This is a genomic window from Acinetobacter sp. GG2, from assembly GCF_000292385.1.
Taxonomy (GTDB): Bacteria; Pseudomonadota; Gammaproteobacteria; order Pseudomonadales; family Moraxellaceae; genus Acinetobacter; species Acinetobacter seifertii.
Genome location: NZ_ALOW01000038.1, coordinates 124,667 through 137,359, shown reverse-complemented (window position 1 = coordinate 137,359; position 12,693 = coordinate 124,667). Strand labels below are relative to the sequence as shown.

At 40.4% G+C, this 12,693-nt stretch carries 11 protein-coding genes and 1 riboswitch; of the genes, 10 read left to right on the top strand and 1 reads right to left on the bottom strand.

The window, feature by feature from the left end; genetic code table 11:
• Positions 1 to 44 precede the first annotated feature (44 nt).
• From ftsA to lpxC, 3 genes are all read left to right on the top strand, one after another.
• A complete protein-coding gene (gene ftsA / locus B554_RS0113890) occupies positions 45 to 1,307 on the top strand; it encodes a cell division protein FtsA (RefSeq protein WP_004704928.1) in 1,263 nt (420 codons plus the stop codon).
• 164 nt (positions 1,308 to 1,471) lie between these two features.
• On the top strand, positions 1,472 to 2,647 hold the full coding sequence (gene ftsZ / locus B554_RS0113885) for a cell division protein FtsZ (protein ID WP_004704930.1): 1,176 nt from the start codon (positions 1,472 to 1,474) through the stop codon (positions 2,645 to 2,647).
• A gap of 110 nt (positions 2,648 to 2,757) precedes the next feature.
• Positions 2,758 to 3,660 carry a UDP-3-O-acyl-N-acetylglucosamine deacetylase gene (lpxC, locus tag B554_RS0113880; RefSeq protein WP_019458528.1) on the top strand — a complete coding sequence of 301 codons (903 nt, stop codon included), beginning with the start codon at positions 2,758 to 2,760 and terminating at the stop codon, positions 3,658 to 3,660.
• 97 nt (positions 3,661 to 3,757) lie between these two features.
• On the opposite strand, the gene B554_RS0113875 is transcribed toward lpxC, so the two are convergent.
• Positions 3,758 to 4,201 (bottom strand): DciA family protein, encoded by a 444-nt coding sequence (locus B554_RS0113875; RefSeq protein ID WP_004704934.1) that lies wholly within the window; start codon positions 4,199 to 4,201, stop codon positions 3,758 to 3,760.
• A 107-nt stretch (positions 4,202 to 4,308) separates the two neighbouring features.
• Between B554_RS0113875 and B554_RS0113870 the strand changes: the two genes are divergently transcribed.
• The 7 genes from B554_RS0113870 to B554_RS0113840 all read left to right on the top strand — a co-directional run bounded on the left by B554_RS0113870 (position 4,309) and on the right by B554_RS0113840 (position 12,689).
• The gene (locus B554_RS0113870) at positions 4,309 to 5,001 is read left to right on the top strand and encodes a M23 family metallopeptidase (protein WP_004704936.1); all 693 of its coding nucleotides are present in this window, start codon (positions 4,309 to 4,311) and stop codon (positions 4,999 to 5,001) included.
• A 250-nt stretch (positions 5,002 to 5,251) separates the two neighbouring features.
• The gene (gene aceE, locus B554_RS0113865) at positions 5,252 to 7,969 is read left to right on the top strand and encodes a pyruvate dehydrogenase (acetyl-transferring), homodimeric type (protein WP_004704938.1); all 2,718 of its coding nucleotides are present in this window, start codon (positions 5,252 to 5,254) and stop codon (positions 7,967 to 7,969) included.
• Between the two features lie 2 nt (positions 7,970 to 7,971).
• Positions 7,972 to 9,918, top strand: coding sequence for a 2-oxo acid dehydrogenase subunit E2 (locus B554_RS0113860; protein WP_019458527.1), 1,947 nt, complete (start codon positions 7,972 to 7,974; stop codon positions 9,916 to 9,918).
• Positions 9,919 to 10,067: 149 nt separating this feature from the next.
• The gene (locus tag B554_RS0113855) at positions 10,068 to 10,340 is read left to right on the top strand and encodes a hypothetical protein (protein WP_019458526.1); all 273 of its coding nucleotides are present in this window, start codon (positions 10,068 to 10,070) and stop codon (positions 10,338 to 10,340) included.
• 36 nt (positions 10,341 to 10,376) lie between these two features.
• Positions 10,377 to 10,573, top strand: a riboswitch (yybP-ykoY riboswitch).
• Positions 10,574 to 10,588: 15 nt separating this feature from the next.
• Positions 10,589 to 11,164 (top strand): TMEM165/GDT1 family protein, encoded by a 576-nt coding sequence (locus B554_RS0113850; protein WP_004704943.1) that lies wholly within the window; start codon positions 10,589 to 10,591, stop codon positions 11,162 to 11,164.
• A 270-nt stretch (positions 11,165 to 11,434) separates the two neighbouring features.
• On the top strand, positions 11,435 to 12,232 hold the full coding sequence (locus B554_RS0113845) for an MBL fold metallo-hydrolase (RefSeq protein WP_019458525.1): 798 nt from the start codon (positions 11,435 to 11,437) through the stop codon (positions 12,230 to 12,232).
• 91 nt (positions 12,233 to 12,323) lie between these two features.
• The gene (locus tag B554_RS0113840; protein ID WP_019458524.1) at positions 12,324 to 12,689 is read left to right on the top strand and encodes a YkgJ family cysteine cluster protein; all 366 of its coding nucleotides are present in this window, start codon (positions 12,324 to 12,326) and stop codon (positions 12,687 to 12,689) included.
• Positions 12,690 to 12,693: the final 4 nt, after the last annotated feature.

The window sequence follows — 12,693 nt, the reverse complement described above, 5'->3', positions numbered from 1 at the left end:
AGGCAATTTGCCTGGTATTAGACAACAAAGAAATGGTATGAGTGATGAGTGAAGCTGTTCCCTCAGTTGTTGCGATTGACATTGGGACGCATAAAGTTTCAGTTTTGATTGGAAAAATTCATGCACCGGATAACATTCAGGTTATCGGTATGGCAACTGCTCGCAATCGAGGCATGAACAAAGGAAAAATTGTAAGTCTCGATAAAGTCATTGCTGCGATTAAGAACGCCGTTTCTGAAGCGGAAAATATGGCTGAATGTCGCATTCATAGTGCTTGGGTATCTATTCCAAGTACCGAGCTGCAAAGTTTCTATGCTTCTGGACGCACGCCTGTTGCTAACCCCGCACATGTGATTACAACCAATGAAGTTGTACGTGCATTGGAGTTAGCAAAAGCAAGCCATGTGACCTCTGATTATTATTTAGCGAGTGCGGTCCCACTTGGGTTTGAGTTGGGTGACTCTGCTGAATGGGTTCAAAATCCAATTAATATGACTGCTCATAGCATGACTGGTCACTATCAACTCATGATGATGCCAATCGCTACTATGCAGAACCTTGATCGTGCCATGAAAGGTGCGAACATTGGTGTTGAAAAAATGGTAGTTTCTTGCTTGGCAACCGCTGAAGCAAGTTTGCTCAAAGATGAAAAAGAGTATGGTGTTTGTCTCGTTGATATTGGCGCAGGCATTACCAATTTAGCAGTTTATTTAGATGGTCGTTTAGCTTTAGCGCGTACATTACAGCGTGGTGGCGAACATGTGACACGTGATATTGCTGCTGTGTTACAAACAACGACCGACGAAGCTGAACGGATTAAAATTTTACACGGCTGCGTTGATCTAAGTGCTGTTAAGCCTGACCATATGATTCAGGTACAGGGTATTGATGGTCCTCAAACCATTAGCCGAATTGAGTTGTCAGAAATTATTATTGCTCGTTACGAAGAGATTTTCGGTCAAATTCGTGAAGAACTAGAACAAAGCGGTGCAATCCATGGTCTGTATCATGGTGTTGTATTGACAGGTGATGCTTGCCAGATTGAGGGTATGGTAAGTTTAGCGCGTCGTATGTTGGGTGTGTCTGCTCATTTAGGTAATCCACCGTTACAGGTGTATGCTGATGATCAGCATCAAGCTGCGTTACGTCGATCAATGTATGCGACAGCAGCTGGTTTGCTTATGTTTAGCCAAAGCGAATTACAAGAAGCTGTTGAGGAACCTGAAGAGGGTAGTGACCGTTCGGTATGGGAACGAATGGTGAATGGTTGGAATGCGTTTAATAGCAAACTTAAAGCCATTTTTTAGGATGTATGGATTTATTGGTAGAATTGTTAGGAAGTTGTAAGAGAAAACCACTGTACTTGACAAGGTTTGTATTGCACAGCATTCTTAAAATTAGTTGTTTTTGAAAATCAAGGCAGTATACGGGCTGAAGTGACTGCCATAATGTATTAGGAACCCTAAAGGTCATGGCCTCATTTGAATTTATAGAAGATGAACTAAACGATGGCAACGGTCAAGCCCGTTTCACTGTATTTGGTGTAGGTGGCGGTGGCGGTAATGCCGTTCAGCACATGGTACAGTCTGATATTCAGGGTGTTAAATTCGTTTGTGCCAATACAGATAAACAAGCACTTGACTGTATGAATGCTCCTTTCAAAATTCAGTTAGGTGAGCAAAGTACACGTGGTCTAGGTGCAGGCGCTAACCCAGAAGTGGGTCAAGTTGCAGCAGAAGAAAGTCGTGAAATTATTCGTCAGCACCTTGAAGGGACTGACATGGTGTTTGTAACCGCTGGTATGGGTGGTGGTACAGGTACTGGTGCAGCTCCGGTTGTTGCTGAAGTTGCTAAAGAAATGGGGATTTTGACTGTTGGTGTGGTAACGACTCCATTTAACTTTGAAGGTCGTCGTCGTCAAAAGTCAGCTGAACGCGGTATCGAAGCGTTAGAAGCACATGTTGATTCATTGATTATTATTCCTAACCAGCGTTTGTTAAGCGTGTATGGTGATATTTCAATGAAAGATGCCTATAAAAAGGCAGATGATGTATTGTTAAACGCTGTACGCAGTATCTTTGATCTTGTTGTTAATCGCGGTCACATTAACCTTGACTTCGCCGATTTGAAAACTGCAATGAGTACTCGCGGTTACGCAATGATGGGTGCTGGTTTGGGCCGTGGTGAAGACCGTGCGCGTCAAGCTGCTGAACAGGCAATCCGTAGTCCATTACTAGATAACGTAAATATTATTAATGCCAAAGGCGTGTTAATTAACATTACGGGTGGTGATGACATCACGTTACGTGAAACAGAAATCATTACTGATGTGGTTAACCAAATTGTTGACCTTGATGAAGGCGAAATCTTCTACGGTACAGTATTTGATCCAGATGCGCGTGATGAATTACGTGTAACTGTGATTGCAACTGGTTTGACTCGTAATGCTGCTGATGCAGAACCGAGAAAGCGTAATACAGTGAGCCATACATCAACTCAATCTGCACAATCTGTAGATGAAGATGATGTTCCTGCAATTAATAAACGCCAAAATGCTGAAACTGATGTAAATAATGCGCCAAGTTCATCACCGCGTTCTTCGCCAATGAGTATTCAAGATTACTTGAAAAATCAGCAACGTAAGTAATTCGGTCTTTGATCTATTAAAAGGCAGTGTTTAAACACTGCCTTTTTTTATTTTTGATCAATGACTAAATATGCTAACGTATAGCGGTTTTAAAAAAGAAGTTACAAAGCATGGTGAAACAGCGTACTCTCAATCGTGTGGTAAAAGCGAGTGGAATAGGTCTTCATAGCGGTCAAAAAGTGATGATCAATTTCATTCCACATACCGTGGATGGAGGTATTGTATTTCGCCGTATCGATTTGAATCCACCTGTTGATATTCCTGCTAATGCATTGCTTATTCAAGAAGCATTTATGTGTTCGAACCTTGTTACCGGTGATATTAAAGTAGGTACGATTGAGCATGTAATGAGCGCGATTGCGGGTTTAGGAATTGATAATTTAATCGTAGAAGTATCAGCATCCGAAGTGCCAATTATGGATGGTAGTGCTGGACCATTTATTTATCTATTAATGCAAGGTGGCTTGCGCGAGCAAAATGCCCCTAAAAAATTTATAAGAATATTAAAACCAGTTGAAGCTTTAATTGAAGATAAAAAAGCAATTTTTCGACCACATAATGGTTTTCAGCTCAACTTTACCATTGATTTTGATCATCCTGCATTTGCAAAAGAATACCAGTCTGCGACAATCGATTTTTCAACCGAAACGTTTGTGTATGAGGTCAGTGAAGCACGAACTTTTGGTTTTATGAAAGACTTAGATTATCTCAAAGCAAATAATTTGGCTTTAGGTGCAAGTCTGGATAATGCCATTGGTGTAGATGATACAGGGGTTGTGAACGAAGAAGGTTTACGATTTGCTGACGAATTTGTTCGACATAAAATTTTAGATGCAGTGGGTGATTTGTATTTACTTGGTCATCAAATTATTGCCAAGTTCGATGGCTATAAATCGGGACATGCTTTAAATAATCAGCTGTTACGCAATGTTCAAAGTGATCCGAGTAATTATGAAATTGTAACATTTAATGACGAGAATGAATGTCCAATTCCATATGTGAGTGTGACATAAGTCATTGTCTTTATTTGTCTATGTTATAATGTAACAATGGATAGTGTGATTTTTATCACAAAATAAGAACGATTCTAATTAAGAAATGGAAAGCTCATCATTTTTTATTGCTTGCCAAACGTAGTAAAGCTTGGCTAAGCTTAGGGTCGCTCACGAAGTCGGCGGCACTACGTAACATTTCTTGTGTTTCCGGGGGGATGGATTTAGAAGGCTCAGATGATGAGGGCGCTGTAGAAATAGTTTTATTTCTCAAGCGAACTTGTATTCTTTGTAAGTCTTTTAGTCCTTCAAGTTGAGATAATTTAGATATATATTGGCTCTGTAAATAGCTGAGTTGACTAATCATTGCCTGATTTTCACCAGTAATAATTAAAGTGCCATTTTGATAACACACGACCTGCCATTGTTCCGGTTGGGGCAATAAGGGTTGGATTATTTTCGTAAGTCTTTGCCATTGCGCGACTTGCGTTGTTAGAAACGTAAGGTTTCCTGTTTTTATGTGTTTTCCGGATTGTTGAAAAACGTTATCGGGTTTAGACATTGATCATTCTCGAATGGTTTCTTGTCTCCATCTTAAGCGTTCATTTCGACTGATATCAAGGAAGAGATCATAAGGAACTTGAGTAAGAACAGTTTCAAGAGGTTTTTATGCACACGCGTCGTATTTTATTAGCATTTTCACTAGCCGCTTCGGCAGCATCGGTTGCTTTTGCAGATTATCAAAATATTAACCAATCTACAGATTCAGATCGATTGGAACAGTTATCAAAAACATTATCTCAAGGTTCATATACGCATCCTGATGATTTAGATCTTCCGGCAAGTGCAAAAGTTTCAGTCACTTTACGCCCAAAAACAGTTGAGCTCAACAATGACTCACTGGCAAAAAAATATGGTAATACAACCGCTAAAAACTCTTTTAATACCTCTTCTTCAAATCCTTATTCTTGGTTAGTTTCTCATCCTCTTCCTGATAGCGTACGTGTTTCTTCTAACTTTGGTGGTCGTACCATGGGTGGCCGTGCAGAGCATCACGGTGGTTTAGATATGTCTGCGCCAAGTGGCACGCCAATCTATGCAACAGGTCCTGGTATTGTAACTAAATCAGGTTGGGGTACAGGTTATGGTCAGTATGTAGAAATCAACCATGGTAATGGTTATTTAACACGCTATGCACACGCTTCACGTTTAATGGTTCGTGTGGGTGATCAGGTTTCTGCTGGTGATCATATTGCTAATGTGGGTTGTACAGGTCGTTGTACTGGACCACATTTACACTATGAAGTAGTAAAAGATGGTCAACGTAAGAATCCATCAACTTACTTAGCAATGTTGCCTTAAATCGTATTTGTTAAAAATTAGGATTATTAAATTTTTGAATCTGAAATGAGATAAAACCTTTCTTAACGCAATTATCGTATAAAAAAACGCCTATATTGGCGTTTTTTTGTTATTTTGAGTCATGCTCGGTCAATGACTATTCATTCAGAAAATAATAGGGCCCCCTCACATTCACCCGTGGCAATAACTTGAGAGGGGCAAAACGTGGTAAAAATACAAAGTAGATTAGAGAACAAGGAACAGGTGAATTATGGCGTTTTACGGTGACTCCGACGCACAAGAAACCCAAGAATGGCAAGATGCATTCGATTCAGTTTTACAACATATGGGAACTGAGCGAGCGGCATTCTTGTTGGAAAAACTTTACCAACAAGCAATTGCTAAGCATGTTCCAATTCAACGTCTCAATACACCTTACTTAAATACAATTTCTGTTGAAGAACAACCTGCAATGCCAGGCGACCAAGATATGGAACGCCGTATTCGTGCATTGATTCGTTGGAATGCCTTAGCAATGGTTCTTCGTGCGAATAAAACAGGTGATGATTTAGGTGGTCACTTAGCGAGTTTCGCATCAAGTGCAACATTATATGACGTAGGTTTTAACCATTTCTTCCGCGCAAACAGCAATAGCTTTGGCGGAGATATGATTTATTACCAAGGACACTGTGCTCCTGGTATTTATGCACGTTCATTCCTTGAAGGACGTTTAACTGAAGAGCAGTTAAGTAATTTCCGCCGTGAAGTTGGCGGTAACGGTTTACCAAGCTATCCACACCCATATTTAATGCCGGACTATTGGCAATTCCCAACTGTATCAATGGGTCTTGGTCCAATTATGTCGATTTATCAAGCACACATTCAAAAATATTTGATGAACCGTGGCTTGATCAAAGAAGAAGATCGTAAAGTCTGGGCATATCTTGGTGATGGTGAGATGGATGAGCCAGAAAGTACTGGTGCAATTTCACTTGCTGGTCGCGAAAAGCTTGATAACCTCATTTGGGTGGTGAACTGTAACTTACAGCGTCTAGATGGCCCTGTACGTGGTAACGGTAAAATCATTCAAGAATTAGAATCTTTATTCCGTGGCGCAGGCTGGCGTGTCATTAAAGTAGTATGGGGTCGTCATTGGGATCCGCTACTTGCAAAAGACAGCACAGGCGCTTTAAAAGCGGTAATGGAAGAAACTGTTGATGGTGAATACCAACGCTACCAAGTAAAAGGTGGTGCATATACACGTGAGAAATTCTTTGGCAAGTACCCAGAAGCTGCTGAACTTGTAAAAGATTTAAGCGATGAAGATATCGATAATCTCAACCGTGGTGGTCATGACCCATATAAAGTTTTTGCTGCCTATGCAGAAGCAATGAAAGCTAAAGGTCAACCAACAGTTATTCTTGCAAAAACTGTTAAAGGTTACGGTTTATCTGAAGAAATTGAAGCGGTGAACAAAACTCACCAAATCAAGAAAATGCAGATCGACTCTTTGAAATATGTACGTGACCGTTTTAACCTTCCATTTACAGATGATAAATTAGAAGAGCTCCCATTTTACCGCCCAAGTGAAAACTCTCCAGAAATGAAGTACATGAAGGCGCGTCGTGAAGCATTAGGTGGTTACCTTCCTGCACGTCGTAAAGAGAGTGAAATTTTAGCGATTCCTGAATTGTCTGTATTTGATGCTGTATTAAACGGTTCAGGTGGTAAAGAACAATCTACTACGATGGTAATGGTTCGTTTAATTGCTGCTTTACTTAAAGAAAAAGCAATTAAAGACCGCGTAGTCCCAATCGTTCCAGACGAAGCACGTACTTTCGGTTTAGAAGGGATGTTCCGTCAGCTCGGTATTTATGCCGCTCACGGTCAAAAATATACTCCAGAAGACCAAGAACAGTTAATGCATTATCGTGAAGCAAGTGATGGTCACATGCTTCAAGAAGGGATTAACGAAGCTGGTGCGATGAGCGCATGGGCTGCGTTAGCGACAAGTTATTCAACGAATAACTTGCCAATGATTCCAATGTACATGTACTACTCAATGTTTGGTTTCCAACGTATTGGTGACATTGCATGGGCAGCTGGTGATGCACAAGCTCAAGGTTTCTTGTTAGGTGCAACTGCTGGTCGTACTACATTGAACGGTGAAGGTTTACAGCACCAAGATGGTCATTCACATATCTTGGCAAACACGATTCCAAACTGCGTATCTTATGATCCATGTTTTGGTTATGAGTTAGCTGTAATCGTTCATGACGGTTTACAACGTATGTATGTGAACCAAGAGCGTGTGTTCTATTACCTAACTGTAATGAACGAAAACTACGAGCATCCTGCAATGCCTGAAGGCGCTGAGGAAGGCATTAAGCGTGGTATGTACTTGTTCGAAAAAGATGAAAAAGCAACTGTCCAATTACTTGGTTCAGGTGTAATTCTTCGTGAAGTGATCAAAGCTGCGAAAATCTTGCGTGATGAATACCAAATCCACTCAAACGTTTGGAGTGTCACAAGCTTCAATGAGTTATCACGTGATGGTATGGCATGTGAAGAATACAACCGCTTACACCCACTTGCTGAAGAAGTGAAAGAATCTTGGGTATCTAAGCAATTACGTGGTACAGAAGGTATTGTAGTTTCTGCTACAGACCATATGCGTGCGTACAGCGAACAAATCCGTGCTTATCTTCCAGATGGCCGCCCATTTGTTGCATTAGGTACAGATGGTTATGGTCGTTCAGATACGCGTGCTAACTTACGTAGTTTCTTTGGTGTTGATGCTGCACATATCGTTGTTGCTACTTTGAAAAAATTAGCTGACGAAGGTGAAGTAGATGCACGTTTAGTGAAAGATGCAATTTCTAATTTTGAGTTAGATACTGACCGTCCGGTTGCATGGGCTCCACAAGCACATCCGGAAGTTCAGCCAGTTGCTGAATACAATGAAACGCAAACAGGTGAGGGGAACTAAGCATGCAAATTAAGACCCCTGATATTGGTGTAGATAAAGCAGTTGTTGCTGAAATTTTAGTAAAAGTTGGTGACAGCATTGCTGAAAATGACAGTCTTGTTTTGCTTGAGTCTGATAAAGCCTCTGTTGAAGTGCCTAGCACTTCAGCAGGTGTGGTAAAAAGCATCTTAATCAAGGAAGGCGATAGCGTAACTGAAGGTACGGTATTGTTTGAACTTGAAGCTGAAGGTGCAGCACAAGCTGCTCCAGAACCAACACCAGCTCCTGCGGCTGAAAAGCCAGCTGCTCCAACACCTGCACAACAAGCTCAAGCTTCAGCTCAACCTGCTGCCACTACATCAACTGCAACTGTTGACGTAACTGTCCCTGACATTGGTGTTGAAAAAGCATTAGTTGGCGAAATCCTCGTTAAAGTGGGTGACCAGATTGATGTTGAGCAAAGCATCGTTGTAGTTGAATCTGACAAAGCAACTGTAGAAGTACCAAGCAGTACTGCTGGTATTGTAGAAAGCATTCAAGTTAAAGAAGGCGATACAGTTAAAGAAGGTGTTGTGCTCATTAAAGTGAAAACAACGTCTGCATCAAGTGCGCCAGTTGAAGCTCCTGCTTCTACAGCAGCACCTGCACCAGTTCAACAAGAAACTGTAGCTGCGGCTGCTACTCAATCTGGTCCAGTTGATATTAACGTTCCTGACTTGGGTGTAGATAAAGCAGTTGTTGCTGAAATCTTGGTACAAGTTGGCGATAAAGTGGATGTAGACCAAAGCCTTGTTGTGGTTGAGTCAGATAAAGCGACTGTTGAAGTTCCAAGTACTGTTGCGGGTGTTGTGAAAGCGATTCACTTGCAAGCAGGCCAACAGGTTTCACAAGGTATATTGCTTGCAACAATTGAAGCTGAAGGCCAAGCACCTGCTGCGGCACCAGCGGCAAAAGCAGAAGTAGCTCCAGCTCCACAGGCAGCAGCTCCTGCTCCGACTCAGGCTGTATCTGCTCCAGCGTCTGGTAGTGATAAGTTAACCAAAGAGCAAGAAGCCGAAAACGCTAAAGTATATGCAGGCCCTGCTGTACGTAAGCTTGCTCGTGAACTTGGTGTGATTTTGTCACAAGTTAAAACTTCTGGTGAGCATGGTCGTGTTGTTAAAGAAGATATCTTTGCCTATGTGAAGACTCGTTTAACTGCGCCACAAGCTGCACCAGTTGCTGCGGCTGCACCAGCGGTTTCGGGTTTGCCAAAGCTGCCTGACTTCACTGCGTTTGGTGGTGTGGAAGAAAAAGTACTGACGCGTTTGCAGCAAGTATCAATTCCGCAATTGTCGTTGAATAACTTTATTCCGCAAGTTACTCAGTTTGATTTGGCTGATATCACTGAGTTAGAAGATTGGCGTAATGAACTGAAAGGCAACTTCAAAAAAGAAGGTATCAGCCTGACGATTATGGCATTCATTATCAAAGCAGTTGCGTACTTGTTGAAAGAAGAGCGTGAGTTCGCAGGTCATTTATCTGATGACGGTAAATCAGTGCTCTTGCGCAATGAAATCCATATGGGAATTGCGGTAGCAACACCTGATGGTTTAACTGTGCCAGTCCTTCGTAACCCAGACCAAAAATCAATTAAGCAAATTGCAGTTGAATTGGGCGTGTTGGGTCAAAAAGCACGTGATAAGAAATTAACACCGAAAGACTTACAAGGTGCGAATTTCACCATTTCAAGCTTAGGCGCAATTGGTGGTACAGCGTTTACACCACTTGTAAACTGGCCACAAGTTGCAATTTTGGGTATTTCACCTGCAACGATGCAGCCAGTATGGAATGGTAAAGACTTTGATCCGCGCTTAATGTTGCCGTTGTCATTGTCTTATGACCACCGTGTAATTAATGGTGCAGATGCTGCTCGCTTTACAAATAAACTTACGAAACTTCTTAAAGATATTCGTACTTTGTTAATCTAATGCTTTGAAATAATTAACTAAAACCTCGCTTCGGCGGGGTTTTGTTTTTGATATCTCTTTAATTAAATTTTGGGTTAATCTACAGATTAAGCAAGGCTTATTGAGCGTGAGGAGAAATTTCTCGTTATTAGGTAAAGGAGAAATAGTAAATGTTGGGTTTCCTGAAAATTATGTTGCCCTTACTGTTGATTGTATTTTTATTGATGGGAATATGGGTCAGTATTTTACATTTCCCGTGGGAATGGATGACTTATGTGGTGATGGGTTTTGAGGTGTTTGTAGCTACCTTGATTTTACCCTTTGAATATCAGACAGGAGTAAGTAATAACAATATTGGTTTCATTCATATAAGTGCCTATTTTGCAGTGTTATTAGGTATTGCACGCTTATTTGTTTGGGCGTGGGTAAAATTTGTTGCTTGAATGTTTGAAAAATAGAGTGACTTGATTATAATAAATACATACTTCATTGGGGAGTAGCCGCTATTTACAGCAAATGTGAATAGGTGATGGTCAACATAATTGTTCAACAGAACATGGTCATCATAGCTTAAACGTCTCATCGTTCCTGAGTTGGCAAGACCTTTGATTTACCACTCTGCAATCATTTTATGATATTTGGCTAGCAGGAGGGGTAGGTCATAGGCATTTATGCTAGCCAGAGAACTAATATGCAAGAATTTCTGATTTCTACATCGATTGTTGCCCTCGCTGAAATGGGTGATAAAACTCAACTATTGGCTCTGCTACTATCTGCGCGTTTCCGTAAGCCAATTCCTATTTTAATTGCGATTCTTTTAGCCACACTCATTAATCATGGTATTTCTGCTGTGCTTGGGCAGTGGATTACGACCGTTCTCAGTCCTGAAATTTTAGTTTGGGTGCTCGCTGTTGGTTTCATTGGTATGGCATTCTGGATGCTTATTCCAGATAAGCTCGATGATGAAACTGATAGTATTAATAAATGGCAAAAATTTGGTGTTTTTGGTGCAACCTTTATTTTATTTTTCTTAGCTGAAATTGGTGATAAAACACAAATTGCAACTGTGGCTTTAGCTGCACGCTATGACAGTATTTTCTGGGTAATGCTAGGTACAACAGTTGGTATGATGATTGCCAATGCTCCTGCTGTATTTATCGGTAATAAACTGGCAGAACGTTTACCTATCTCGCTTATTCATAAAATTGGTGCTGCTATTTTCTTAATTGTAGGTGTCTCTACACTAGTACAACATTATTTCTTTTAACACATTTTAAGCTGCCATAAAAAACGCACTCAATTCGAGTGCTTTTTTTTATAGGTCATTTTAGTAGTTAAACTTCAAAATACATTTATTTAAGAAAGTTTTAGAAGATTATGCAATTTCTTGATGATTCATTTATAGAATAAGAAAAGTAAAATCAATTTTAAAATATTATGAGAAATATCAATCAATTCATTGCAAGTACTTTAGAATCCCTTTATTTTAGTAGGGATATAAAAATATCTAATATTTAAAGTTTTTTTGGGGAATTGTATGGGGTTTGAAAAAACAACATCGCAGATACTATTTGATAATGGCGTACATAAATGTATTAGTTTTACCAGTTTGGTTAAAGGGGAAGGCATACAAGCCAATCAATTTTTAATTATTGATCATGAACGAGCAGCTGTAATCGATCCAGGTGGTGATTTGACCTACGTTCCATTAACGATGGAACTTAATAAATATACTCGTCTTAAAAATCTGGATTATGTAATTGCTTCACATCAAGACCCAGATATTATTACTTCAATGCCTCGTTGGTTAGTTTATACCGATGCTAAGGTGGTTGCCTCTAAATTATGGGCACGATTTTTACCTCACTTAAACTCGTCTTTTATGAGTGAGCGTATGAAAGGTAATTGGGAAGATCGTCTCATTGAGCTGCCAGATCGTGGTCAAGTGATTCAATTAGGTGAATCAAAGCTTGTCATGGTTCCTGCACATTTCCTACATTCGGTGGGTAATTTTCAGTTTTATGATCCAGTTGCCAAAATTTTATTTTCTGGCGATATGGGGGCTTCTATTGTTGAAGATGCAAGTCAGCCTCTCAAAGATTTTGATGCCCATGTGCTGAAAATGAAGGCTTTTCATCAGCGCTATATGTGCTCAAATAAAGTCATTCGTTTATGGGTTAACATGGTTCGTCAAATGGATATTGAAATGATTGTGCCTCAGCATGGTACTCCATTTATTGGCAAAGAAATGATTAAGCAGTTTTTAGACTGGATTGAGACCTTGCCATGTGGTGTAGATTTAATGACTGAGCAAATTTTTAGCTGTCCAACATAAAAAGTTAAGTTCAATATCTTGAGTCCAATTTGAATTTTTTTTAGGATTTTGCGTCACAGAAAAAATTTTGATGACGAGAATTTGAATAAAAATGTTATCTCAAGTTGCGACTCCAGATGAGTGCCTTCGCTGTGGGGCATGTTGTGCACATTTTCGAGTTTCATTTTACTGGGCTGAGGCCGAATTAATAGATGAACATCTCGTTGAACCTTTGACACCCGTTTATTCGTGTATGCGTGGAACCAATCAAGCTCAGCCAAGATGTCAGGCTTTGAAGGGCGAAATTGGTAAAGAGGTGGGCTGCTCTATTTATGCTGTCCGTAGTTCTACCTGTAAAGAGGTGCAGGTTGCTGATGAACAGTGTAACAAAGCACGCTTGGCGTACCAGTTGATTCCTCTGATTGAAGTAAACCCAGCAGATTCAGAAAATGATCATGACTATGATCAGGTGAGTTAAATAT